We start from the raw sequence: 23,644 nt of genomic DNA on the forward strand, positions 1-23,644 counted from the left end.
CGGTGCGGGCGCGGATTGACTTGGGCGTGGCGGCGGCAGCGGCGGCATGGTTGCTGGCCGCCGCCACGCCCGCGTTCGCCGATCCGTTCACCCTCGACGCCGCACGGCGATCCGAGGTGGGGCGCTGGCAGGGCAAGCTCGAATACCGCGATTACCAGGCCAACACGTGGTTCGGCCTCCCGGTCAAGGTCGCGGTCAGCGATGGCGGCGACGGCGTGACCCAGGTGCGCACGTCCGATTACGACGATGGCCCCAAGGCCGGGATCGTGCGGATCACCGCGGTGACGCTGACTGGCAAGGACGGTCTGACGCTTTACTCGGTCTCCTTCCGGAAGGGGGAGGTGCCTGAAGTGTCCACCTCCATGCAGGCGCTCGATCCGGCCAGCACAGACCCCGCGCATTGGACGGTGATCGAAACCGAGCAAGGCCTCGATGACGATCGCCCCGCCACGATCCGCGTCACCACGCGGCGCGACGGTAACGCGCTGACCAGCCTCAAGGAAGTGCGCTTCACGGCGGCAAAGGCTGGTGAAACGCCCGGCGAATGGTTCGTGCGCAACCGCACCACGCTCACCCGCATACCGGAGTAACCGCCAGCAACTTCTCAGGAGATGACCGCGATGCACCGACCGTTTCCTCCCGCGCTGGGGGCGATCGCGCTGGCGCTGCTCGCCGCCAGCCCGATCCAAGCCAAACCCGCTGGTGGTCCCGGCCGCGCCGCACACCTCGGCGATCAAGGCTCCGGCACACCGCAAGCCCGCAAGCCCGATCTGGCAGACCTGCTGGCGGGCGCGTGGCACGGTGCGGTGATCTCGGATTCGCAAGGCTCGTCGCGCGATGGGGTGACGCTCACGCTCACCCGCACCGGGCCCAACACCGTCCAGATCACCTCGGACTACCCGCGCCTGCCAGTCATCACCGTGCGGGTCGAGCGCGCGATGCAGGCGATCGTCCAGGCCGATGGCGACACCGCCTTCGTCTATGCCGGCGACAAGCAGCCACCCACGCTCGATGTCTCGTTCCACAACGAAGTCAGCTGGTCGGGCACGCGGGAGTAGTCGTATGCTGCAGGCCATCAATCTCGCTGAAAAACTCGGCGCATTCTCGGATCACTGGAATCCGCGCATCATTGCCCAATACAACGGCAACGAAATCCGCGTGGCGAAAATTGCGGGTGAATTCAGCTGGCACAGTCATGCCGATACCGACGAACTGTTCCTCGTGCTGTCAGGCGAACTCGTCATTGATTTGCGGGACGGCGAAATTCGCCTCTCACCCGGCGAGATGGCCGTCATTCCGCGCGGCACAGAACATCGCCCGCGCGCGGCCAGCGAAGCGCACATCCTGCTGATCGATCGGGAAGGGGCGTCCAACACCGGGGATCAGCCCTCGCAATTCACGCGGGCCACGCTGCAGCGGATCTAGGCGGCGCCCGCCACACGCCTTGCATTCGTTAACCGCCGCCCCCTACAATCGGCCCGATTACTTTGGGGGGTGGACATGGGTACCGTACTGACGTTCCTGGCGATGATCGTCGTGTTCTTCGCGCTGAGCGGGTTTTTCGGCAGCTTCTACACGGTCAAGACCGCCGAAGTCGCGATCATCACCCGCTTCGGCCAGTTCCTGCGCACCGCTTCGCCGGGGCTGGGCTGGAAATTCCCGTTCATCGAACGCGTCGAAGGGCGCGTCAGCCTGCGCGTTGACCAGATCGCGCTGACCATGGAAACCAAGACCAAGGACAACGTGTTCGTCACGATCCCGATCTCGGTGCAGGCGCGGGTGCGGCCCGAAAAGGTGTTCGAGGCGTTCTACAGCCTGTCCGACCCCACCGGGCAGATCAAGGCCTACGTCGAACAGGTCGTGCTCGGCCACGTGCCCGGCATGACGCTCGACGAAGTGTTCTCCAGCCAGCTCAGCATCGCCGCCGCGGTCAAGCAGGAGCTCGATGCCGACATGTCGGGCTTCGGCTACGAGATTGTCAACGTGCTGGTGACCGACATCGTCCCCGACGCCAAGGTCAAGGCCGCGATGAACGACATCAACGCCGCCCAGCGCGAACAGGTCGCCGCCAACGCACGCGGCGAATCCGAGAAGATCCTCGTGGTCAAAAAGGCCGAGGCCGAGGCCGAGAGCAAGGCGCTGCAGGGCCAGGGCATCGCCAACCAGCGCCGCGCCATCATCGAAGGACTCGGCACCTCGATCGAAGGCTTCCAGAAGGCGCTCGGCGACGCCACCGCCCGCGACGTGATGCAGCTGGTGCTGGTCACCCAGTACTTCGACACGCTCAAGTCGATCGGCGAGAACGACAAGACCAACACCCTGTTCCTCGCCCACTCCCCCGGCGCCGTCGGCACGATCTCCGACCAGATCATGCAGGCGATGAGCGCGGTGGAGGGGAACAAGGGGTAGGGTTGGTCCTGCTGATTTGCCGTTGTCCGTCGTGCCACTTTGCGTTATAACGTCCGTATGAACGCCACCCTCAAGATCACCCGCATCGGCAATTCGGCAGGCGTAGTGTTGCCTAAGGAACTGCTTGCCCATCTTAATGCGCAAGTGGGCGAAACGCTGTCGGTCGTCACCACGCCGCGCGGGATTGAGTTGTCTTCAGCCGAGCCTGACTTCGACGCGCAGATGGCGGCGGCGCGTGAGGTGATGGCGCGGCGCAAGCAGGCATTGCGCGAACTCGCGAAGTGACGCCGCCCGCATGGGTGTGGATTTTGCCGCACGTGGCGCTGGCGGCTCATGCCGAGCAACTGTCCGAACACGGCGGCGGTGGAGGGCTGCGCGATCCTGGCGCGCTCGACAGCGCGATGGCTCGGCCGCGCAATCTGGCGCTTTATGGCGACCCCGATGCGGCGGCGCTCGCGGCAGCTTACGCCTTCGGCATAGCGCGGAACCATCCATTCGTGGATGGCAACAAGCGTACCGCGGCGGTGGTGAGCGAAACGTTCCTCTCGCTCAACGGTATGGTGCTGACGGCCAGCGATGCCGAACTGGTGGTGGCGATGGTCGCGTTGGCCGCAGGCGAACTGACCGAAGCGGACATTGCCGACTGGTTTCGCGAACACGCGATGCCAGGCAGAAGCATGACGGGAAAGCACGACACGGGACGCACCGCATGACCGGGCTCACAGACGAGGACATCGCCATGGCCCGCGCGGCGATCGGGCGGAGCGAGCGGCGGCGCGAGGTGCTCGATACGCAAAGCCTGCGCCGCTTTTCGGTGGCGATCGGGGGGGAGGGCGATGTGGGGGGGCGTCGGCCGGTGCTGGCGCATTGGGCGTGGTTCCTGCCGACGCCGCTCGACGGCGAGATCGGCGCCGATGGCCATCCGCTACGCGGCGGGTTCCTGCCCGCGATCGCGGCGCTACCGCGCCGGATGTTCGCGGCCACCGCGATCCGGTTCGAGGCGCCGCTGCTGCTCGATGCCGAGGCCGAGGCCGTCACCCGCATCGCGGACGTGCGCCACAAGGCGGGGCGTACGGGCGAGTTGGTGTTCGTCGATATCGAGCGGTCGATCGCGCAGCGCGGCGCGGTTTGCGTCACCGAACGCCAGACGCTGGTGTATCGCGCTGCGGGTGACGGCGCGCCGCTGGCTTTGCCCACGCCGGACGGGGCCGCGCACGTCGCAGCCGAGGGCGGCGCGGTGTGGACGCCGTCAACGGTGCAGCTGTTCCGGTTCTCGGCGGTCACCTTCAACGGCCATCGCATTCATTACGACCGGCCTTATGCCACCGCGATTGAGGGCTATCCCGCGCTGATCGTGCACGGGCCGTTCGTGGCCGCAAAACTGGCGGAGATGGCGGCGGGCAGCGGCGTGCTGGCCCATTTCGCATTCCGCGCGCAGGCGCCGTGTTTCGTCGACCAGCCGATCCGGCTGGGGCCGGCGGGCGACGGTGCGTTCCACGCCATCCGCTGCGACGGCGCGATCGCCACCGTGGCGCAGGCCGGCTACCGGTAACCGCGCGGCCTGCGCGACACAAAAAAAGGGCGGCATCGCGGCCGCCCTTTTCCTGTGCGATGATGGTGCGGATCAGCCTTCGACGTGCTCGGCAAGCACGGTCAGGCCGTTCGCGCCGACTTCGGCAAAGCCGCCCTGGACGATGATCTCTTCCGGGGCCGCGCCTTCGGTGCGGTAGATCTTGAGCGCGCCGTCGCGGACGGTCGACATGAAGGGCGCATGGCCCTCGAGCACGCCGAACTCGCCCTCGGTGCCGGGGACGACGACCATGTAGACGTCGTCCGAGCGGACGAGGCGCGCAGGCGTGACGAGTTCGAAGTGCAGGGCCATGGTCGCTTACGCCTCTTCGGCCAGCTTCTTGGCCTTGGCGATCGCTTCCTCGATGCCGCCGACCATGTAGAACGCGGCTTCGGGCAGGTGATCGTATTCGCCGTCCACAACCGCCTTGAACGAGGCAACGGTGTCTTCGACCTGGACGAACTTGCCCGAGATGCCGGTGAACACTTCGGCCACGTGGAACGGCTGCGACAGGAAGCGCTGGATCTTGCGGGCGCGGGCGACGGTGAGCTTATCTTCTTCCGAAAGCTCGTCCATGCCCAGGATCGCGATGATGTCCTGCAGCGACTTGTACTTCTGCAGCGTTTCCTGAACGCGGCGGGCGGTGTCGTAGTGCACCTGGCCGACGACGGCCGGGGTCAGCACGCGGCTGGTGGAGTCGAGCGGATCGACCGCCGGGTAGATGCCCAGCTCCGAAATTGCGCGGTTCAGCGTGGTGGTGGCGTCAAGGTGGGCGAACGAGGCGGCAGGCGCGGGATCGGTAAGATCGTCCGCCGGCACGTAGATCGCCTGCACCGACGTGATCGAGCCCTTGTTGGTCGAGGTGATGCGTTCCTGCAGCTGGCCCATGTCGGTGGCCAGCGTCGGCTGGTAGCCCACCGCCGAAGGAATACGGCCGAGCAGCGCCGACACTTCCGACCCGGCTTGCGTGAAGCGGAAGATGTTGTCGACGAAGAACAGCACGTCCTGGCCTTCCACGTCGCGGAAGTATTCGGCCATGGTCAGGCCCGACAGCGCAACGCGGGCGCGGGCGCCCGGGGGCTCGTTCATCTGGCCGAACACGAGCGCGACCTTGGACCCTTCGGGCGTCGGGTTGCCGGCCGCGTCCTTGGCGATGACCCCGGCGTCGAGGAATTCGTGGTAGAGATCGTTGCCCTCGCGGGTGCGTTCACCCACGCCTGCGAACACCGAAACGCCGCCGTGGCCCTTGGCGATGTTGTTGATCAGTTCCTGGATCAGCACGGTCTTGCCCACGCCGGCGCCGCCGAACAGGCCGATCTTGCCGCCGCGCGCATAAGGCGCGAGCAGGTCGATGACCTTGATCCCGGTGACCAGGATCGCCGCTTCGGTCGACTGGTCGACGAATTCGGGTGCCTTGGCATGGATCGGCGAGAACATGTCCGAACCGACCGGGCCCTGCTCGTCGATCGGCTCACCGATGACGTTGAGGATGCGGCCGAGCGTCTTGGGGCCGACCGGCACGGTGATCTGCTGGCCGGTGTTGGTCACCGGCTGGCCGCGGGTCAGACCGTCGGTGGTGTCCATGGCGATCGTGCGCACGGTGTTTTCGCCGAGGTGCTGCGCAACTTCGAGAACAAGGCGGTTGCCGTTGTTGTCGGTCTCGAGCGCCGAAAGGATCGCCGGCAGTTCGCCGACGAAGGTCACGTCGACGACGGCGCCGATGACCTGGCTGATCTTGCCGTTGGTGGTGCGGTTGAGCACGGGAGCGGTGGCCATGTGGGTTTCCTTGCCTGCGATGCTTTACAGCGCTTCCGCGCCAGCGATGATTTCGATGAGTTCGGTGGTGATCGCGGCCTGACGGCTGCGGTTGTACTGGATGGTCAGCTTCTGGATCAGGTCGCCGGCGTTGCGCGTGGCGTTGTCCATCGCGGTCATCGATGCGCCCTGTTCCGAAGCCTCGCGTTCGAGCAGCGCCGCAAACAGCTGGGTCTTGATGTAGCGCGGCAGCAGGGCCTCGAGGATTTCCTCTTCGCCCGGCTCGTATTCCACCACAGCGCCGGTGTCGGTGCTGATGGCGGGGGCGGGCACGGGGATCAGCTGGGTGACGACCGGATCCTGCGCCAGCGCCGACTTGAACACCGGGTACACGAGGTGGGCGACGTCGAATTTGCCGGCCACGAACATCGCGATCACCTGGGCCGTGATCGCTTCCGCTTCGGCAAAGCCGGGCGTGCGCACGGTGCTGGTGTCGAACCCATCGCCGATGTGCTTGTCGTATTCGCGGCGCAAGGGGCCACGGCCCTTCTTGCCGACGAGGAAGAAGGTCACGTCCTTGCCCGCCGCGATCAGCTCGTTCGCCTTGATCTTGGCGGCTTTGACGATGTTCGAGTTGAGACCGCCGCACAGGCCCTTGTCGGTGTTGACCACCACCAGCAGGTGGCGCTGGCTGCTGCCGGTACCGGCGAGCAGCTTGGGCGCGGAATCGCCGCTGACCTTGCCTGCGAGGCTGGCCATGACCTTGGCCAGTTCCTGTGCATACGGACGCGCGGCTTCGGCAGCCGCCTGCGCTTTGCGCAACTTGGCGGCGGCGACCATCTGCTTGGCCTTGGTGATCTTCTGGGTCGATTTGACCGAGTTGATCCGCCCTTTGAGTTCCTTCAGCGAGGCCACTCGTATTCCTCCATCTCGTCATCCCGGACTTGATCCGGGATCGCTGTCCAACAGGCTGGACCTTGCGGCCAGCGGTCCCGGATCAAGTCCGGGACGACGGGTTCAATTTATGCGAACTGCTTGCCGAACGCTGCGAGCGCGGCCTTCAGCGCCGTGTTCGAGTCTGCCGACAGATCCTTGCTGGTGCGGATGTCCGCGAGCAGCGGGGCATGTTCGGCGCGCATCCAGCTGAGCATCTCGGCTTCGTATTCGGTGACCTGATTGGTCGGGATCGCATCGAGGTAGCCTTGCGTGCCAGCGAAGATCGACACGGTCTGTTCCTCGAACGGCAGCGGGCTGAACTGGGCCTGCTTGAGCAGTTCGGTCAGGCGCGCGCCGCGGTTGAGCAGCTTCTGGGTCGAGGCGTCGAGGTCCGAACCGAACTGCGCGAACGCCGCCATTTCGCGGTACTGCGCCAGCTCCAGCTTGATCGAGCCCGAAACCTTCTTCATCGCCTTGGTCTGCGCGGCCGAACCGACGCGGCTGACCGACAGGCCGACGTTGATCGCCGGGCGGATGCCCTGGAAGAACAGGCCGGTTTCCAGGAAGATCTGGCCATCGGTGATCGAGATCACGTTGGTCGGGATGTAGGCGGACACGTCGCCGGCCTGCGTTTCGATGATCGGCAGCGCGGTGAGCGAACCGCCGCCCAGCGAATCGTTCATCTTCGCGGCGCGTTCCAGCAGGCGCGAGTGGAGATAGAACACGTCGCCCGGATAGGCTTCGCGGCCCGGCGGGCGGCGCAGCAGCAGCGACATCTGGCGATAGGCGACCGCCTGCTTGGAAAGATCGTCATACACGATCACGGCGTGCATGCCGTTGTCGCGGAAAAACTCGCCCATGGTGACGCCGGTGTAGGGTGCCAGGTACTGCAGCGGAGCCGGCTCCGAAGCGGTGGCGGCGACCACGATGGTATATTCCATCGCGCCGTTTTCTTCGAGCTGGCGCACGATCTGCGCCACGGTCGACCGCTTCTGGCCGATGGCGACGTAGATGCAGTAAAGCTTCTTGCCTTCGTCGTCGCCGGCATTGGCCTGCTTCTGGTTGATGAAGGTGTCGATCGCGACGGCGGTCTTGCCGGTCTGACGGTCACCGATGATCAGTTCGCGCTGACCGCGGCCGACCGGAACGAGCGCGTCGATCGCCTTGAGGCCGGTCTGCACGGGTTCGGACACCGACTGGCGCGGGATGATGCCCGGCGCCTTGACTTCCACGCGCTTGCGATCGGTGTATTCGATCGGGCCCTTGCCATCGATCGGGTTGCCCAGACCATCGACCACGCAGCCGAGCAGACCCTTGCCGACGGGGACGTCCACGATCGTGCCGGTGCGCTTGACCTGATCGCCTTCCTTGATCTCGGTGTCCGAGCCGAAGATCACGACGCCGACGTTGTCGGCTTCGAGGTTGAGCGCCATGCCCTTCACCCCGTTCGAGAATTCGACCATTTCGCCGGCCTGGACCTGGTCCAGCCCGTGGATGCGGGCGATGCCGTCACCGACCGAGAGCACCGAACCCACTTCGGTAACCTGGGCCTCGGTGCCGAAGCTGGCGATCTGGTCCTTGATGACCTTCGAGATTTCAGCGGCGCGGATTTCCATTTTCAGCCTTTCATCGGACCCGGTTAAGGGTCTTCAGCCCTTCATCGCGAGGGCAAGAGAATTGAGACGGGTGCGGATCGAGCTGTCGATCATCCGGCTGCCGATCCTGACGACGAGGCCGCCAAGAATCTCGGGATCGACGCTGGCCTTAAGCTTTACCTCGCAACCTTCGCGCTCTTTCAGCTTTTCGGTGAGCTGGGCAAGTTGCGCATCGTCGAGCGGATGGGCCGAGGTGACCTCGGCAGTGACTTCGCCGCGCTGGGCGGCTGCGATCGCGCCGAACGCACGGATCATGTCGGGCAGCGAGGCCAGACGGCGGTTGCCGGCCAGCACGCCCAGAAACTGGCGGGTAAGGTCGCCCGAACCGAGCAGCCCGGCCACGCCGTCGATCGCGCCGGTGGCGGCTTCGCGGCTGACCTGGGGGTTGCGGATCAGGGCCGCAAGGTCGCCCGATTCGCGGATGGCCTGGGCCAGGTTGTCGAGATCCGATTCGACGGAAGTCACGGTGCCGCGCTCGCTCGCGAGTTCGTACAACGCCGAAGCGTAACGCCCTGCCAAGCTGGCCGTAATGCCGCCGGAAATCTCCACGCGCCTTGGTTCCTTCATCCAGGATAAGCCGACAGGGCCACGCCGTGCGGATGCCGCACTGCTGCCTTCAGACGGGGGCGCGCCTAGCAACGATTGTGCTGCGATGCAAGATGGGCGAGACCGCTCCGCTACAGGAGAATTTCCCGATGGAGCGCGGCGGTGGCCAAAAGCAGGACGATTGACGGGGGCATGGGCCATTGAGCGGGCCTGGAACGGCCGGGCCGATCATGGTGATCCTGCCGCAGACCGATTTCGACCCCAGCGAGGTCGCGCTGCCGTGGCGACTGTGGACGGACATCGGCCTCGCGGTCGGTTTTGCCACAGAGACCGGCGGACCAGCCGCCTGCGACCCCGTCACGCTCGATGGAACCGGGCTGCCGCTCATCGCGCGCGCGCTGCGGGCCAGCGAAGCAGCGCGGGTCGCTTATGCGGCGATGATCGCAAGCCCGGCATTCCGCCAGCCGTTGCGCTGGGACGAGGCGCAAAGCAACGATGCCGCCGCGTTGCTGTTTCCCGGCGGTCATGCCCCGGGAATGAAGCCCTATCTGGAATCGCCGGTGGTGGCGGGGCTGGCGCAAGCCGCGTTTGCCGCCGGAACGCCAGTCGCGGCGATCTGCCATGGCGTGCTGGCGCTCGCGCGTGCCGGCGTGCTGGCACGCCGCCGCACCACCGCGCTGACCGGGCCGATGGAGGATCTTGCCGTCGTTCTCACCCGCCGCGCCTTGCCGGGGCATTACCGGACTTATCCCGAAAGCGTCGAGGCCGAGGTGCGTCGGCTGATCGGCCCCAACGGCCGGTTCGAGCGCGGGCCGCTGCTGCCGCGCCATGCCGGCGTGCGCGCGCCCGAGGCTGGCTTTGTCGTCAGCGACGGCTCGTATCTGTCGGCGCGCTGGCCGGGCGATGCGTGGACGCTGGCCCTGCGACTGGCCGAGCGGCTCGGATAGCCATGTCGGAGATGGTTGGGCCTAAGGCTTCGCCGCCGCGTCGCAGTGATAGGTCAGCCGTTCGTTCGGCTCGGGGGGCAGCAGCTGGCGCAAGGCCGCTTCGTTCTGGTCCAGCTTGCGCGCAGCCGCTTCGCCTGCGCCGCACTGGGGCGCGGTGAAGCGATCGCGCGTGGCGCGCAGCTTGTCCATCGCGGCCAGCCCGAGCAGGAAGTGCTCGACCTTGTAGGTGCGCGTTGCCGGATCATAGGTGTTGAGCGACACCGACAGGTCCTGCCGGGGGACCAGCACGCGCGACCAGCCGCTGCTGCCAAGGCTGTACTGGGTGCGCTTGTTGACGCAGCCGCCCGCCTCGAAATCGAGCGGGACATCGGTGATCTCGGACACCGTCACGCGGCTGCGGTCGGGCTGGAAGATGCAGCGCATTGCGCCGGTGCCGGCCGGTTCGGCGTTGGCGGACGCGGCGGCCGATTCCGATCCGGCAGGCCCCGAGCCCGTCGCGGACGCGGACGCCTTGCCCTTCGTCGCTTCGGCCAGTGCGTTGTCGGCGCGTTCGTCGATCTGCGCGAGAGAGGGTCGCGAAAACCATGCGACGAGCGATCCCAGCAGCAGCGCGGCGGCCAGCGCGGCGGCGATGCGCGACTTGCGCCGCTGATCGCGCTGTTCGAACAGCAGCGCCGATCCGCCCGCCGCCAGTGTCGCCACCAGCAGCAGCGCGGCCAGCGCGAGGCCGTTGTCGCGCTCGGCCAGGATGTCGATCTCGGCCTCGCGGCGCGCGAGGTCTGCGGTGTGCTGATCGGCCTGCGCCTTGGCCTGCGCGGCGGCAGTAGCGCGCGCGGCGTCGCCGGCCGAGCGTTCGCCCTCGGCCCGGTCGAAATCGGCGATCGAGCGGCAGGGCTGGCTCGAAACATGCGCGGTGACTTGTGACTGCCGCAGGAACGATCCCAGTTCGCGCATCGAGATGGCGAAGAAGAACGAGGAGTCAGTGCCGTTCTGGCTGACCGTGCCGAAGCTGTTCACCCCCACCACGCGCCCGCAGCTGTCGAGCAGCGGCCCGCCCGAATTGCCCGCCCCGATCGGTGCGGTGTGGAGCAGCGTGTCGAACGAACGCGAACTACGCCCGGCCGACACCATGCCGCGCGTTTTTACAGGGGCCTGCGGATCGACGAGGTCGGACAGGCTGAGCCCTTGCGCCATGTCGACGTTGCCGGGATAGCCCACGGCATAGACCTCGGAACCGTCTTCCACCGGGGCCGGATTGAGCGTGACGAAGGGCACCGTCGCCTTGCCGTCGAGCCGCAGCAGCGCCAGGTCGTTGCCGGGCGAAAACGCGATCAGGTGCGCGACCACGCCCGATTTGCCCTCGGGCGGGACCACGCCGACCATCAGCGTATCGTCGTTGCGCAGTTCCTCGACCACGTGGGCGTTGGTGACGACCAGGTTGGGCGCCACGGCAAAGCCCGATCCGTGGCCGATCAGGCTGACGTTGCTGCCATCGTTCTGCACGATCACCACGCGCACCACGCCGCGCGCGGCGGCGGAAATGTCGGTCGGATCGGCCAGCGCGGGCGCGACCCAGCCGCCGCACAGCAGGGCGAACAACGCGGCGAAGGCAAGGCGCAGGCGAACGGTCATCGCCCCTCATTGGCGCGGCGCGGCTTTGACCGCAAGCGGCGGGACGCGCGGCTGTGGGCGAATCGCTAAACCGGGTGCATCGCACACCAGGAGAGCACCATGACCTATTCGATCACCGGCCTTTCGCCAGAACCGTTCGTACCATTGTTCGCGCTCGACGATGCGGCGCTGGCGGCGCGGGGCGCGGCGCGCGTAATCGCGGCGGCCGATCGCGGGTTTCCGTGCCGCGTCAGCCTTCAGGATGCGCGCGCCGGGGATGAACTGATCCTGCTCCACCACACCAGCCACGATGTCGAGACACCGTACCGCAGCGCGTATGCGATCTATGTCCGGGCGGCCGCCACGCAGCCGGCGCGGTATGTCGATGCACTGCCGCCGGTGTTCGCAGGCCGCCCACTGGGCTTGCGCGGGTTTGGTGCCGACGCGATGCTCAAGGATGCGCGGCTCGCCTTGCCGGGCGAGGCGGACGCGGCCATCCGGGAATTGCTGGCCGACCCGCAAATCGCCTATATCGACGCGCACAACGCCGCGCACGGCTGCTTTGCTGCCCGAATCGAACGCCATGAAGGATTGGCATCATGATGATCGCCGCCGCCATCGACGAGGATGCCGCCTGGACGGCAGTCCTCAAGCGCGATCGCCGGTTCGACGGGCGCTTCGTCACCGGCGTGCTCTCCACCGGGATCTATTGCCGCCCGTCGTGCGCCGCACGCCATCCGTTGCGCGCCAACGTGCGCTTCTTCGCCGATGGCGCGGCGGCGCGCGATGCGGGCCTGCGCGCGTGCAAGCGCTGTTCGCCCGACGATGTGGGTCGCGACGAGCGGGCGGTGCTGCAGGCGATCGAGGCGATCAAGCAGGCGGGCCAGCCGCTCGCGCTGGCAGGGCTGGCGGCCGATGCGGGGTATTCGCTCGCGCATTTCCAGCGGCTGTTCACCCGCGCCACCGGGCTGTCGCCAGCCGCCTATGCGCGGGCCTTGCGCGACGATCGTGCGCGCAATGCGCTGACCGCCAGCACCAGCGTGACCGATGCGATCTACGACGCGGGCTTTTCCACGTCTTCGCGGTTTTATGATTCGACGACGGGAAAACTGGGCATGGCGGCATCGGCGTGGGTCAATGGCGGGCAGGACGTGACGATCCACTGGGCCACGGTCGAGACATCGCTGGGCTCGATGCTGGTGGCGGCGACCGACAAGGGCGTGTGCCGGCTGTCGTTTGCCGAAGGCGAGGAGGCGCTGGTGCAACGCTTTCCCAAGGCCACGCTGGTGCGCGGCGGAGAGGCGTTCGAGGCGCTGCTGGCCGACGTGATCGCATCGGTCGAGGCGCCGGGCGATTTCAGCCACATCCCGATCGACGTGAAGGGCACCGCATTCCAGGAAGCGTGCTGGGAGGCGCTGCGCCGCATCCCGGCGGGCGAGACGCGCAGCTATTCGCAGATCGCGGCGGCTGCCGGCAAGCCATCGGCGGTGCGCGCTGCCGGTTCGGCCAACGGCGCCAACAACGTTGCGGTGCTGATCCCGTGCCACCGCGTGATCCGCTCCGACGGCAGCATGGGCGGCTATGCCTACGGGCTGGAAATCAAGCGCAAGCTGCTGGAAAAGGAACGCCGATGACCGATCCCGTGCCGCTTGCGATGGGCGCTCGAACGGCTAGTTTGACGGCCAAGGAGAGAATCTCATGACTGCTGTCACGCTGCCGGACGACGCCCCCCAATCGCTGGGAGAGGCCTTTGCCCACATCGGATCGATCAAGACGCCGACCGTGACCGACATGAAGGTCATGGTGCTGGTCGAGGCGGCGAGCGAGGAGTTGTATCGCCAGACCGCGCTGGGCACCGAGCATGACGGCGTGATCGCGCTGCTCCACCACAACGGGCGCGAGGAAATGGCGCACGCGCATCGCGTGTCCAAGGCGATCAAGGCGATGAACGGCGAGGATTTCCCGCCGCCTGCCGCTGCGGACAACCCATACCTCAAGGCTGGCGCGTTCCCGTTTGCCGAAGTGAAACCGGAGGCACTGCGCAAGCTGGCCCAAGGCGAATTCGGCGGTGAGGCGCTGTACGAAGGCTGGGCAAGCGGCGTCGGCAACGACGAGGCGGCGCGGTTGTTCCGCCTCAACGGGCGCGAGGAAAGCGAACACGGTAACCGCCTGCTCGAAGCCGCCCTCCTGCTCGAAGCCTGATCGAACGAAGCTGCCGGTCAAGACGCTATCGGTCAGACAAAGCTGTACGGATCGATGTCCACGCCCACGCGCACGCCTTGCGGGAAGTTCAGCTCGTCAAGCCATTCGCGGATGATCCGCTGCAGTTCGGTCGAGCGGCGGGCGTTGATCAGCAGGCGGTAGCGATACCGCCCGCGCAGCAGCGACAGCGGGGCGGGCGCGGGGCCGAGCACCATGACGTCAGCCAGCCGGGGCGCGGCGCCGCCGATTGCGCGGGCGGCATCGCGCGCTTCGGCCTCGTCCTCGCTCGATACGATGATCGCGGCCCAGCGGCCGAACGGCGGCGCGCCCGCTTCGCGCCGGGCCTCGGTCTCGGCGGCGTAGAACGTGTCGCGGTCGCCGCTGGCCAGCGCCTCGATCACCGGCGCCGACGGGTGGCGCGTCTGGATCAGCACTTCGCCCGGCTTCTGGCCGCGACCGGCGCGGCCCGCGACTTGCGCGATCTGCTGGTAAGTGCGTTCCGCCGCGCGCAGATCGCCGCCCTCCAGCCCCATGTCGGCATCGACCACGCCGACCAGCGTGAGCTCGGGAAAGTGGTAGCCCTTGGTCACCAGCTGCGTGCCGACGATCACGTCGATCATCCCGGCGCTGGCCTGTTCGACGAATTCGGCGGCGCGTGCCGGGCTGGTCAGCGTGTCGGAGGTGACCACCGCAACGCGCGCATCGGGCAGGATTTCAGACACTTCGTCGGCGATCCGCTCCACTCCCGGGCCGCAGGCGACGAGGCAATCGGGCTCGCCGCATTCGGGGCAGGTCGCGGGCGGCGGCACTTCGTGACCGCAGTGGTGGCAAGCCAGCCGCTGCGACAGGCGATGCTCGACCAGCCACGCCGAACAGTTGGGGCACTGGAAGCGGAAACCGCAATGACGGCAAAGGGTTAGCGGGGCATAGCCGCGCCGGTTGAGGAACAGCAGCGATTGCTCGCCCTTGGCCAGCCGGTCTTTCAGCGCCGCGACCAGCGGCGGGGCCAGCCAGTGGCCACGCTCGGGCTGCTGTTCGCGCAAGTCGACCACCGCGATGTCGGGCAGCGTCGCGCCGCCGTAACGCGCGGGCAGGTCGATCTTTTCGTAGCGTCCCGCCTCGGCCATCTGCAGGCTTTCGAGCGCTGGCGTGGCGCTGGCGAGGATCACCGGCACATGTTCGAACATCGCGCGCATCACCGCCACGTCGCGCGCGTTGTAGCGCACGCCATCATCCTGTTTGAACGAGATTTCATGCGCTTCATCGACCACGATCAGGCCCAGATTGGCAAACGGCAGGAACAGCGCGGAACGCGCACCGACCACGACGCTGGCGACACCTGATGCCACCGAGCGCCACGCACGGCGCCGTTCGGACGACTTGAGCGCGCTGTGCCACGCCACCGGCGGTACGCCGAAGCGATCCTCGAACCGGCGCAGGAAGGTTTCGGTCAACGCGATTTCGGGCAGCAGCACCAGCACTTGCCGCCCGGCCGAGATGGCCGCGGCGATGCCCTCGAAATAGGCTTCGGTCTTGCCCGATCCGGTCACCCCGTCGAGCAGGAACGGCGCGAACGAGTGCGCCTCGACCGCCTCGACGAAGCGCGTGGCGGCGACTTGCTGCTGGTCGCTCAGTTGCGGTTCGGCGAAGTCGGCGCGGGGGACGGGGTAGGGGCGGTCGCTGTCGACGATTACCGCCTCGAGCAACCCGGCATTGACCAGCCCGCGCAGCACCGCGTCGGACACCCCGGCGATGGCGGCGAGTTCGCGGATCGTGCCCTGCTGGCCGTCGAGCCGCTCGATCGCCTGCGCGCGCTGCGGGGTGGTGCGTTTCGGCACCGCTCCGGTCAGGCGGTATTCGGTCACACTGCCACCGCCGCGCAACGCCGCGCTGCTCGACAACGCCATGCGCGCGACGGCTGCCATCGGCGCGAGGTAGTAGTCCGCGCACCATTCGATCAGGCGGCGCAGCGGCGCGGGCAGCGGCGGCACCGGCAATACCGACGCCAGCGGGCGCAGTTTGGCGTCGGGTACCTCGGTTCCGGGCAGCCGGTCGGCCTCCCACACGATCCCTACGATCTGCCGGGGGCCAAGCGGACAGACGACGATGCTGCCCGGCTCCACCGCCATGCCATCGGGCACCCGGTAGTCGAGCGGACCCAGCGCGGCATTGAAAACGAGGCATCGGACGCGGTTCATCTAGGCCGGTCTATATGGGGCCGAGGCGCGCGGGGGAAACCCCAGCCGTATAGCAACCCGAGGACAACCCCAGATGTCGCACCCGATTTCCGCCCCGAATGCCCTTCGCCCCAGCCGCTTTCGCCCCAGTCGCCGCGCCTTCCTTGGCGCTGCCGCAGCCGCCGGCCTGCTCGCGCTGCCGGGCTGTGCCACGATGGGCGGCCGCTACAGCATCGAGGACGCAATCCGCCGGATGATGGAGCTTTCGGCCGACCGCGCGTTTGCCAACCTGCTGCGGCCCGGCGGGTTCTGGGACAACCAGCTGGTCCGGCTCGACCTGCCCGCCCAGTTCGGACGGCGCGGCGGCGTGGCGCAGGCGATCCTCGGCTCGCCCGCGATGCGCGCGCGGCTGCAGCGCTCGTTCAACGACATGGCGCACGATGCCGCGCGCAACGCCGCGCCCGCCGTGGCCGACGCGGTGCGCCATATCGGCATTCGCAACGCGGTTGCGCTGGTCCACGGCGATCCTACCGGGGCGACCGCCTATTTGCGGCAGGACATGGGTGGCCATCTGATCGAGGTGATGGTGCCGGCGTTCGGCCAGGCGCTGCGCATCGCCGACGATCCGCTGATCGGCGAGGCGCTGGCCCTGCTCACCGGGGTGGACATCGGCGGCGTCGCCGATTCGCTGGCGCGCGAGGCCGACGACGCGATCTGGGGCGAGATCGGCCGTCAGGAAGCCGCGATCCGCGCCGATCCGCGATCGAGCAACAATTCGCTGATCGAGCGCGTGTTCGGCGGCGGCGGGCGGTGATGGCTGATCGACAGCTTGTTGCACATGTCGTTGAAACGCTAACCCAGCCCCATACCCGTCTGTCCTGAGCCTGTCGAAGGACTGTCCTTTGCTTCAGCAACGATCGAAACAGGCAGTCCTTCGACAAGCTCAGGACGGTCGGGGTTGTGGGGACACCTATTGGCATTCTGGAGGCGCCGTACCGTCCGGTTGACCACTGATGTGACACAGCCCGCCGCCGTCCCTATAGGCGCAAGGGAATCACTATCACCGCTCCGTCGGGGGCGAGCCGCCAGGGAAAGCCGCGCACCATGAAATTCTTCGCCGATACCGCCGATACCGCCGACATCGCCGATCTGGCCTCGACCGGGCTGCTCGACGGGGTGACCACCAACCCCTCGCTGATCGCCAAGTCGGGGCGCGATTTCATGGAAGTGACGCGCGAGATCTGCGGGCTGGTCGATGGCCCGGTCTCGGCCGAAGTGGTCGCGCTCGACCATGCCGGGATGATGCGCGAGGCCGAAATCCTGCGCAAGATCGCGGACAACGTGTGCATCAAGGTGCCGCTGACGATCGACGGGCTGAAGACCTGCAAGAAGCTGACCGGCGAAGGCACCATGGTCAACGTCACGTTGTGCTTTTCGGCCAACCAGGCGCTGCTCGCCGCCAAGGCGGGCGCGACGTTCGTTTCCCCGTTCGTCGGCCGTCACGATGACAACGGCTTCGACGGCATGGACCTGATCCGCGACATCCGCCTGATCTATGACAACTACGCGTTCGCCACGCAGATCCTCGTCGCCAGCGTGCGGCACGGCGTGCACGTGCTCGAAAGCGCCAAGATCGGCGCGGACGTGATGACTGCGCCGCCCGCTGTGATCCGTGGGCTGGTCAAGCATGTGCTGACCGACAAGGGCATCGAAGGCTTCCTTGCCGACTGGGCCAAGACCGGGCAGAACATCGGGTAAGACTGGCCGATGCTGCGCTCCCGCGAAGGCGGGAGCCTCAGGCCTGAGGTCCCCGCCTTCGCGGGGAAGCAATTTGAAAGCGAAAACGAATTGCGCGACGAATCCCCTCTCGACCGGTTCCGCTCGGTGCTTGCCGGCACCGCGCGCGCGATCTCGCACGAAGCCGAGGTCGACGTCGCATGGACCGCCGACGCGCCCAGCCAGTCGGGCGGCAACTTGCGCGTGCCGATGCCGGGACGTGCGCTGGCACCCGCGCAAGTGGCCGAGGCGCGCGGCGTGGCTGACAGTTTTGCGCTGCGCCTGCGCCATCATAACGAAGCGCTGCACAACCGCGCCGCGCCGGGCGAAGCCGTTGCGCGCGCGTGTTTCGACGCGGTCGAGCAGGTGCGCTACGAAGCGCTGGGGTCGAAGGCCTATTCGGGGATGCGCAGCAACCTCGATGCGGCCTTGATGCAGCGGATCGCGGGCGACCCGATCACCCGTGCGGGCCGGGCCGACGAAGTGCCCATACAGGTCGCACTGGCGCTGCTGCTGCGCGAGACCTTGACCGGCCAGCCCGTGCCACCCGCCGCCGAAGCCGGCGCCGCGCTGCTGCGCGACTGGATCGAGACGCGCGCGGGGTCGGATTTCGAGGCGCTGGCGCTGACGCTCGACGACCAGAAGGCGTTCCAGAGCCGCGCGCTCGACATGCTGCAGCATCTCGAACTGACGCAGGCGCCCGATCAGGATCCGACCGACCCCGAAGACAGCGACGAAGAAGGCGAGGACGAGAACGAGCAGGACGACGACGATTCCGAAAGCGCGTCGGACGACCAGCCGTCCGAAGTCGCGGGCGAAACCAGCGACGGTGACGAAGACAGCGACAGCGATACCGAATCCGAACGGCCCGAAGATGCCGCCGATGCCGACATGGCCGACGAAGGCGAGGAGGGCATGCTGCCCACGCGCCCCAATCGCCCGTGGACCGACCTGCCCGACAAGTTCGACTACAAGGCATATACCACCGCGTTCGACGAAGTGGTTTCGGCTTCGGACTTGTGCGACGAGGAAGAGCTGACCCGGCTGCGCGCCTATCTCGATACGCAGCTCAAGGGCCTGCAAAGCGTGGTCACGCGGCTGGCCAACCGGCTGCAGCGGCGGCTGATGGCGCAGCAGAACCGCAGCTGGGACTTCGATCAGGAAGAAGGCCTGCTCGATGCGGCCCGGCTGGCGCGCGTGGTGGTCTCGCCCGGCCATTCGCTGTCCTACAAGATCGAGCGCGAGGTCCAGTTCAAGGACACCGTGGTCACGCTGCTGATCGACAATTCGGGATCGATGCGCGGGCGCCCGATTTCGATCGCGGCGATCAGCGCCGATATTCTGGCGCGCACGCTCGAACGCTGCGGGGTCAAGACCGAGATCCTCGGGTTCACCACGCGGGCTTGGAAAGGCGGCCAGTCGCGTGAGGCGTGGCTGGCAACGGGCAAGCCTGCGCAGCCGGGCCGGCTCAACGACTTGCGCCACATCGTCTACAAGAAGGCCGACGAACCGTGGCGGCGGGCGCGCAAGAACCTGGGCCTGATGATGCGCGAAGGGCTGCTGAAGGAAAATATCGACGGCGAAGCGCTGCTGTGGGCGCATTCGCGGCTGCTCGCGCGGACCGAGGATCGCCGCGTGCTGATGGTGATATCGGACGGCGCGCCGGTCGATGATTCGACACTGTCGGTCAACAACGCCGGATACCTTGAACAGCATCTGCGCAAGGTAATCGACTGGATCGAGCGCCAGTCGCCGGTGCAGCTCGTCGCCATCGGCATCGGCCACGACGTGACGCGCTACTATCGCCGCGCAGTGACGATCATGGACGCCGAACAGCTGGGCGGGACGATGGTCGAACAGCTGGCGGGATTGTTCGAGGAAGAGTGAACGGCGAGGCGTAACGTCGGCACTTGCTTTCACTCGGCACGGAGATAGTACGGTAGCTTATGACAACATCCGTCTCCGAAGCCGTCGCCTCGCGCCGCTCCATCCGCCGTTTCCTGCCCGATGCCGTGGACCGCGCGGTGATCGCGCGTGTGCTCGACAAGGCGCAGCGCAGTCCGTCGGGCGGCAACGTCCAGCCGTGGAACGCGACCGTGCTGGCGGGCGAGCCGCTGCGCCGGCTGATCGACACGGTGACCGCCGTCATCCCGCAAGGCCGCGCCGCGCATGCGCCCGAATACGACATCTACCCCAAAGGGCTTGAAGGCGCTTACGAGGCGCGCCGCGTGGGCGTGGGCGAACAGATGTATGCCGCGCTCCAGATCGCGCGGGAGGACCGGGCGGGCCGGATGGCGCAGTTCGTCGATAACTTCCGCGGTTTCGGCGCGCCGGTGCTGATGCTGGTCCACACGCCGCGCTACATGGGGCCGCCGCAATGGTCCGATGTCGGGATGTGGCTGCAGACGGTGATGCTGCTGCTGCGCGAGGAAGGGCTCGACAGCTGCCCGCAGGAGGCCTGGGCGGTCTATACGCCGCAGATCCGCGCCTGCGTGGCGATACCCGACGACCACATCTTCTTCTGCGGCATGGCGATCGGCCACCGCGATCCGGCCGCGCCGATCAACACGTTTGCCGTGGCGCGCGCGCCGCTGTCCGAAGTGGTGTCGTTCGAGGGGTTCTGACCGGCGGCGTTATGACTTGCGTCGCGTTTCGTCCCGGTGCGGTACGCTGCGGCGTGAAATATATCGAAAGATTGGCAGCACCAAACAAAAGCGCCTATGCTGTGTCGTAACGCATAAGAATCCCCGTGGGTCGCAAGCTACACGAGGCTCGGGACGGCATTCGCCGTTCGGCCAGGGAGAGTGCGACATGCAGCGTCGTTCGAACAGCACCCGGTCGCCTAAAGCGGCGCTGAAGCGGGCTATCGCCTTGCTGGGCGCGGTTGCGACCGTGGCGATCGGCGGTGGCGATGCCGTGGCCCAATCGTCTTCTGTCCTGCTGCGCGACAGTTTTCCGCTTGGCAGCGGCGGCGGCAATGCGTTGTGTCAGGTGCAAAGCCGCGCTGCCGATCCCGCCAACAAGACCGCGTTCGACCGCTCGTGGGCTATCGTCTGCCGCGATTCGGCGTTGCCGGTCGGCTATGTGTTCGCGCTTCGGCGGCCCGGTAACAATTTGGCCGATGGCGATCCGGCGGACCGGCTGGCCCAACGTCGCAGCGCCAAGGCCGACTGCACCGGGGCCGCGATGACCCAATCGTCGGTCTACAAAGGCGCGATGGGGCAGGCCTGCACCTGGCGCGATCCGCAGCTGGCCTATGACGTGGCGCGGATCGATCGCGGCAAGACCAGCTTTTTCGTCGAAGGGTTTGCCGCCTATCGCCCCGCGCTCGACCTCGCGCTGCGCTCTATCCTGGCGGACAAGGTGATCGACGAACCGATCGACATCGCCACGACGTCGGTCGACGATAGCGAGGCGTATGCCCGCATCCAGGCGCTGACACTCGATCCGGCGACCGCGCTGGCCGAAGGCTATCGCCGCAACAATTCGGGCGATTACGCCGATGCCGCCGCGTACTTCGAAACGCTGGACCAGCGGCAGGCCGGTGCGGCAGGCGGCGGGATCGACCGCGTCGAATTCCTCGTCAACGCGGGGCTGCAGCGGTCCAACCTCGGCCAGTTCACCGAAGCCGACAGCCTGTTCGCGCAAGCCGACGCCTTGCCTGCCGGGACCGGCGTGCTCGAACGGTTGCGGCGCAATTACGAGGCGATCAACCAGCTCAACCAGGAACACTATGATCAGGCGCTGGCCCGGCTGGGCGTGCCGTTGCGGGGGATGAGCGCGGCGGGCGCCGACAGCTTGCGCGATCAGGGCGAGCTGACCCCGTCGCTCGCGCTGCGGGTCAACGCATCCGACAGCACCGCCACCGCGATGGGGCTGATCGACGATCTCAAGCTGACCACCGACGAACGCACCACGTTGCTCGATGCGCAGGCGCTGCATCTCAAGGGATCGGCGCTGCGCCTGACGGGCCGCAATGACGAAGCGCGCGAGGCGCTGAACCAGGGGCTGATGCGCGCGATCGCGGTGCGCAACGGGCGCGTGGTCTCGATCGTGCGGCTGCGCGCGCAACTGCTCACCGAACTGGCGACGATCGACGAAAGCGAGGGCAAGCTGGCATCGGCGGAGAGCCTGCTGCGCTCGGCGGTCGAAATCGTCGGCGTGCAGTATCCCGAAACGCGCAGCCTTGCGGCCGTTGAGGCGCGGCTGGCCGCGTTCCTGGCGCGGCATGACAAGCAGGACGCCGCGCTGGCGCTGTACAAGCAGGTGGTCGATCGTTCGGTCGAACGCAGCAACGCGCTGTCGGGGCTTTCGAAGCAGATGGCGCCGTATTTCGATCTGCTGGTGGCGCGGATGGGGTCGGACCCGGCCTCCAGCGGCGCGTTCTTTGCCGCGTCGCAGATCCTCGTCCGCCCGGGTGTTTCAGAGACGCAGGCGGTGCTGTCGCGCGAGCTTTCGGGGGGCAGCGACCAGGCCGCGCGGCTGTTCCGCCAGTCGCTGAGCCTGACCCGCTCGATCGAGCGCGCGCGGATGCAGTACGCCGCGCTGCAACGGCTGGACGATGCCGCCAGCCGCAAGGACGAAATCGCCGCCGCCGCGCAGCAGATCGCCGGGCTGGAAACGCAGGAGCAGGCGACCGTCGTCAACCTGTCGGATTACGCGCGCTATCGCGTGGTGACCGCGCGCGCGATCAGCCAGGCCGACTTGCAGCAGGGACTGGCACCGGGCGAGGCCTATCTCAAGATGGCGGTGCTCGGGCCGGACGTGTTCGTCTATTTTGCCACGCACGACAAAGCGGTGGGCTACCGCGCCGCGATCACCGGCGGCGAGCTTGAGGCCGAAGTCGGCAAGATCCGCAATTCGATCTCGCGGTTCGACGGGCGCCAGTACGTGACCGAGGCGTTCGATGCGACCGACGCGCGCGCGCTGTATCGCGCGCTGTTCGATCCGGTCGCGGCTGACCTTGCCGCCGCGCATCACCTGATCTTCGAACCCGATGGCGCGATGCTGAAACTGCCCGCCAACCTGTTGATCGATGATGACGCCTCGCTCAAGGCTTATGCCGATCAGGCGGCCAGCCCGGCGGGCGATCCGTTCGACATGACCATGGTCCACTGGCTGGGCCGCAACCGCATCGTATCGACATCGGTGTCGGCGCGGTCGTTCATGGATGCGCGCAAGCAGCCGCTGTCTAAGGCGAAGGAAGCCTACCTCGGGCTGGGCCACAACCTGCCGGTCAACAGCGCGGCGTCGGTCTCGATCGCGCGGTCGCGCGGTGCCGGGGGCGAAGTGGGCGACGGCTGCGACTGGCCGCTGGCGGCGTGGAACCGCCCGATTTCCGACGCCGAACTGGTCAAGGCCAAGACGCTGCTGGTCGGCGAAGGCACCGATCTGATGACCGGTGCGGCGTTCAGCGATACCGCGATCATGCAGCGCAAGGACTTGTCCGACTTCCGCATCCTCCACTTCGCGACGCACGGACTGGTGACCCCTCCGCGTGAGGCCTGCCCGACCCGCCCGGCGTTGTTGACCTCGTTCGGGACCGGCACATCCGACGGGTTGCTCAGCTTCAGCGAGATTTTCGATCTGCGGCTCGACGCCGACATGGTGATCCTTTCTGCCTGCGATACCGCCGGGCAGGCCGATGTCGAGGCGACCCGTGCAGCGGGCGTGACATCGGGCGGCGGCACCGCGCTGGAAGGACTGGTGCGTGCCTTCATCGGTGCCGGTGGCCGTTCCGTGCTGGCCAGCCACTGGCCCGCGCCGGATGATTTCGATGCCACCGCGCGGCTGATCAACGGTTTGTTCGAAGCGCCTTCGGGCACTGGATCGGGCGACGCGCTGCTGAAAGCGCAGCAGACACTGATGGCGGACACGAATACCTCCCACCCCTATTATTGGGCCGGGTTCGCGGTTATCGGCGATGGCGCGCGGCCATTGCTGCGCGAAACGGGGCCGGTCGCGCTGGGCAGCGCGGGCGGGGTGGACAAGCCTGCGCGACTGAGCGCGGCTGCGACTGGGGGGCGTTAACCGAATGCCGGATCGGAAAGTGTCGGGGCG

At 67.3% G+C, this 23,644-nt stretch carries 23 protein-coding genes; 16 read left to right on the forward strand and 7 right to left on the reverse strand.

Going from position 1 to position 23,644, the window contains the following annotated elements:
• The first annotated feature begins 2 nt into the window (after positions 1-2).
• The 7 genes from NL2_RS06205 (at position 3) to NL2_RS06235 (ending at position 3,961) form a co-directional block, all read left to right on the forward strand.
• Positions 3-590 carry a hypothetical protein gene (locus NL2_RS06205; protein ID WP_157083057.1) on the forward strand — a complete coding sequence of 196 codons (588 nt, stop codon included), beginning with the start codon at positions 3-5 and terminating at the stop codon, positions 588-590.
• A gap of 30 nt (positions 591-620) precedes the next feature.
• A complete protein-coding gene (locus tag NL2_RS06210; protein WP_157083058.1) occupies positions 621-1,058 on the forward strand; it encodes a hypothetical protein in 438 nt (145 codons plus the stop codon).
• Positions 1,059-1,062: 4 nt separating this feature from the next.
• Positions 1,063-1,425: a cupin domain-containing protein gene (locus NL2_RS06215; RefSeq protein ID WP_068072996.1), complete on the forward strand. Its 363-nt coding sequence runs from the start codon at positions 1,063-1,065 to the stop codon at positions 1,423-1,425.
• A 75-nt stretch (positions 1,426-1,500) separates the two neighbouring features.
• A complete protein-coding gene (locus tag NL2_RS06220; protein WP_068072998.1) occupies positions 1,501-2,409 on the forward strand; it encodes an SPFH domain-containing protein in 909 nt (302 codons plus the stop codon).
• Positions 2,410-2,466: 57 nt separating this feature from the next.
• The gene (locus NL2_RS06225) at positions 2,467-2,694 is read left to right on the forward strand and encodes an AbrB/MazE/SpoVT family DNA-binding domain-containing protein (RefSeq protein WP_068073000.1); all 228 of its coding nucleotides are present in this window, start codon (positions 2,467-2,469) and stop codon (positions 2,692-2,694) included.
• On the forward strand, positions 2,691-3,122 hold the full coding sequence (locus NL2_RS06230) for a type II toxin-antitoxin system death-on-curing family toxin (RefSeq protein WP_068073002.1): 432 nt from the start codon (positions 2,691-2,693) through the stop codon (positions 3,120-3,122). The genes NL2_RS06225 and NL2_RS06230 overlap by 4 nt, the downstream gene beginning before the upstream one ends.
• Positions 3,119-3,961, forward strand: coding sequence for an HTD2 family dehydratase (locus tag NL2_RS06235; protein ID WP_068073004.1), 843 nt, complete (start codon positions 3,119-3,121; stop codon positions 3,959-3,961). The genes NL2_RS06230 and NL2_RS06235 overlap by 4 nt, the downstream gene beginning before the upstream one ends.
• Before the next feature lie 72 nt (positions 3,962-4,033).
• Here NL2_RS06235 and NL2_RS06240 read toward each other — a convergent pair whose 3' ends face one another.
• The 5 genes from NL2_RS06240 to NL2_RS06260 form a co-directional block, all read right to left on the reverse strand.
• Positions 4,034-4,291, reverse strand: a complete 258-nt coding sequence (locus tag NL2_RS06240) for an ATP synthase F1 subunit epsilon (protein WP_068073006.1) — start codon at positions 4,289-4,291, stop codon at positions 4,034-4,036.
• Positions 4,292-4,297: 6 nt separating this feature from the next.
• Positions 4,298-5,755, reverse strand: coding sequence for a F0F1 ATP synthase subunit beta (atpD, locus tag NL2_RS06245; protein ID WP_068073008.1), 1,458 nt, complete (start codon positions 5,753-5,755; stop codon positions 4,298-4,300).
• Between the two features lie 24 nt (positions 5,756-5,779).
• Positions 5,780-6,649: a F0F1 ATP synthase subunit gamma gene (locus NL2_RS06250; RefSeq protein ID WP_068073010.1), complete on the reverse strand. Its 870-nt coding sequence runs from the start codon at positions 6,647-6,649 to the stop codon at positions 5,780-5,782.
• 107 nt (positions 6,650-6,756) lie between these two features.
• Positions 6,757-8,286 (reverse strand): F0F1 ATP synthase subunit alpha, encoded by a 1,530-nt coding sequence (atpA, locus tag NL2_RS06255; protein WP_068073012.1) that lies wholly within the window; start codon positions 8,284-8,286, stop codon positions 6,757-6,759.
• Positions 8,287-8,319: 33 nt separating this feature from the next.
• Positions 8,320-8,874, reverse strand: coding sequence for a F0F1 ATP synthase subunit delta (locus NL2_RS06260; protein ID WP_068073109.1), 555 nt, complete (start codon positions 8,872-8,874; stop codon positions 8,320-8,322).
• 197 nt (positions 8,875-9,071) lie between these two features.
• Here NL2_RS06260 and NL2_RS06265 point away from each other — a divergent pair, with 197 nt between their 5' ends.
• A complete protein-coding gene (locus NL2_RS06265; RefSeq protein ID WP_157083059.1) occupies positions 9,072-9,818 on the forward strand; it encodes a type 1 glutamine amidotransferase domain-containing protein in 747 nt (248 codons plus the stop codon).
• Between the two features lie 21 nt (positions 9,819-9,839).
• Here NL2_RS06265 and NL2_RS06270 read toward each other — a convergent pair whose 3' ends face one another.
• A complete protein-coding gene (locus tag NL2_RS06270) occupies positions 9,840-11,450 on the reverse strand; it encodes a S1C family serine protease (RefSeq protein ID WP_068073016.1) in 1,611 nt (536 codons plus the stop codon).
• A 99-nt stretch (positions 11,451-11,549) separates the two neighbouring features.
• Between NL2_RS06270 and NL2_RS06275 the strand changes: the two genes are divergently transcribed.
• From NL2_RS06275 to NL2_RS06285, 3 genes are all read left to right on the forward strand, one after another.
• A complete protein-coding gene (locus tag NL2_RS06275; RefSeq protein WP_068073018.1) occupies positions 11,550-12,032 on the forward strand; it encodes a DUF1203 domain-containing protein in 483 nt (160 codons plus the stop codon).
• On the forward strand, positions 12,032-13,063 hold the full coding sequence (locus tag NL2_RS06280) for a bifunctional transcriptional activator/DNA repair enzyme AdaA (RefSeq protein WP_174522594.1): 1,032 nt from the start codon (positions 12,032-12,034) through the stop codon (positions 13,061-13,063). The genes NL2_RS06275 and NL2_RS06280 overlap by 1 nt, the downstream gene beginning before the upstream one ends.
• A gap of 64 nt (positions 13,064-13,127) precedes the next feature.
• Positions 13,128-13,631 carry a hypothetical protein gene (locus tag NL2_RS06285; RefSeq protein WP_068073022.1) on the forward strand — a complete coding sequence of 168 codons (504 nt, stop codon included), beginning with the start codon at positions 13,128-13,130 and terminating at the stop codon, positions 13,629-13,631.
• A gap of 32 nt (positions 13,632-13,663) precedes the next feature.
• On the opposite strand, the gene NL2_RS06290 is transcribed toward NL2_RS06285, so the two are convergent.
• On the reverse strand, positions 13,664-15,829 hold the full coding sequence (locus NL2_RS06290; RefSeq protein ID WP_068073025.1) for a primosomal protein N': 2,166 nt from the start codon (positions 15,827-15,829) through the stop codon (positions 13,664-13,666).
• Between the two features lie 73 nt (positions 15,830-15,902).
• On the opposite strand from NL2_RS06290, the gene NL2_RS06295 reads away from it, so the two are divergent.
• From NL2_RS06295 to NL2_RS06315, 5 genes are all read left to right on the forward strand, one after another.
• A complete protein-coding gene (locus NL2_RS06295; protein ID WP_068073027.1) occupies positions 15,903-16,622 on the forward strand; it encodes a DUF4197 domain-containing protein in 720 nt (239 codons plus the stop codon).
• A 290-nt stretch (positions 16,623-16,912) separates the two neighbouring features.
• Positions 16,913-17,566: a fructose-6-phosphate aldolase gene (fsa, locus tag NL2_RS06300; RefSeq protein WP_068073029.1), complete on the forward strand. Its 654-nt coding sequence runs from the start codon at positions 16,913-16,915 to the stop codon at positions 17,564-17,566.
• Positions 17,567-17,656: 90 nt separating this feature from the next.
• Complete coding sequence (cobT, locus tag NL2_RS06305) at positions 17,657-19,471, forward strand: cobaltochelatase subunit CobT (protein WP_068073110.1); 1,815 nt, start codon at positions 17,657-17,659, stop codon at positions 19,469-19,471.
• 59 nt (positions 19,472-19,530) lie between these two features.
• On the forward strand, positions 19,531-20,208 hold the full coding sequence (locus tag NL2_RS06310) for a nitroreductase (protein ID WP_068073031.1): 678 nt from the start codon (positions 19,531-19,533) through the stop codon (positions 20,206-20,208).
• Positions 20,209-20,395: 187 nt separating this feature from the next.
• A complete protein-coding gene (locus NL2_RS06315; RefSeq protein ID WP_084355924.1) occupies positions 20,396-23,614 on the forward strand; it encodes a CHAT domain-containing protein in 3,219 nt (1,072 codons plus the stop codon).
• The last annotated feature ends 30 nt before the right edge of the window (positions 23,615-23,644 follow it).

Source organism: Novosphingobium lentum NBRC 107847, from assembly GCF_001590965.1.
Lineage (GTDB): Bacteria > Pseudomonadota > Alphaproteobacteria > Sphingomonadales > Sphingomonadaceae > Novosphingobium > Novosphingobium lentum.

Coding starts and splice junctions, on each gene's coding strand:
- NL2_RS06210 (WP_157083058.1), top strand. CDS start 621: ATGCACCGACCGTTTCCTCCCGCGCTGGGGGCGATCGCGCTGGCGCTG.
- NL2_RS06215 (WP_068072996.1), top strand. CDS start 1,063: ATGCTGCAGGCCATCAATCTCGCTGAAAAACTCGGCGCATTCTCGGAT.
- NL2_RS06220 (WP_068072998.1), top strand. CDS start 1,501: ATGGGTACCGTACTGACGTTCCTGGCGATGATCGTCGTGTTCTTCGCG.
- NL2_RS06225 (WP_068073000.1), top strand. CDS start 2,467: ATGAACGCCACCCTCAAGATCACCCGCATCGGCAATTCGGCAGGCGTA.
- NL2_RS06235 (WP_068073004.1), top strand. CDS start 3,119: ATGACCGGGCTCACAGACGAGGACATCGCCATGGCCCGCGCGGCGATC.
- NL2_RS06240 (WP_068073006.1), bottom strand. CDS start 4,291: ATGGCCCTGCACTTCGAACTCGTCACGCCTGCGCGCCTCGTCCGCTCG.
- atpD (WP_068073008.1), bottom strand. CDS start 5,755: ATGGCCACCGCTCCCGTGCTCAACCGCACCACCAACGGCAAGATCAGC.
- atpA (WP_068073012.1), bottom strand. CDS start 8,286: ATGGAAATCCGCGCCGCTGAAATCTCGAAGGTCATCAAGGACCAGATC.
- NL2_RS06270 (WP_068073016.1), bottom strand. CDS start 11,450: ATGACCGTTCGCCTGCGCCTTGCCTTCGCCGCGTTGTTCGCCCTGCTG.
- NL2_RS06275 (WP_068073018.1), top strand. CDS start 11,550: ATGACCTATTCGATCACCGGCCTTTCGCCAGAACCGTTCGTACCATTG.
- NL2_RS06280 (WP_174522594.1), top strand. CDS start 12,032: ATGATCGCCGCCGCCATCGACGAGGATGCCGCCTGGACGGCAGTCCTC.
- NL2_RS06285 (WP_068073022.1), top strand. CDS start 13,128: ATGACTGCTGTCACGCTGCCGGACGACGCCCCCCAATCGCTGGGAGAG.
- NL2_RS06290 (WP_068073025.1), bottom strand. CDS start 15,829: ATGAACCGCGTCCGATGCCTCGTTTTCAATGCCGCGCTGGGTCCGCTC.
- NL2_RS06295 (WP_068073027.1), top strand. CDS start 15,903: ATGTCGCACCCGATTTCCGCCCCGAATGCCCTTCGCCCCAGCCGCTTT.
- fsa (WP_068073029.1), top strand. CDS start 16,913: ATGAAATTCTTCGCCGATACCGCCGATACCGCCGACATCGCCGATCTG.
- NL2_RS06310 (WP_068073031.1), top strand. CDS start 19,531: ATGACAACATCCGTCTCCGAAGCCGTCGCCTCGCGCCGCTCCATCCGC.
- NL2_RS06315 (WP_084355924.1), top strand. CDS start 20,396: ATGCAGCGTCGTTCGAACAGCACCCGGTCGCCTAAAGCGGCGCTGAAG.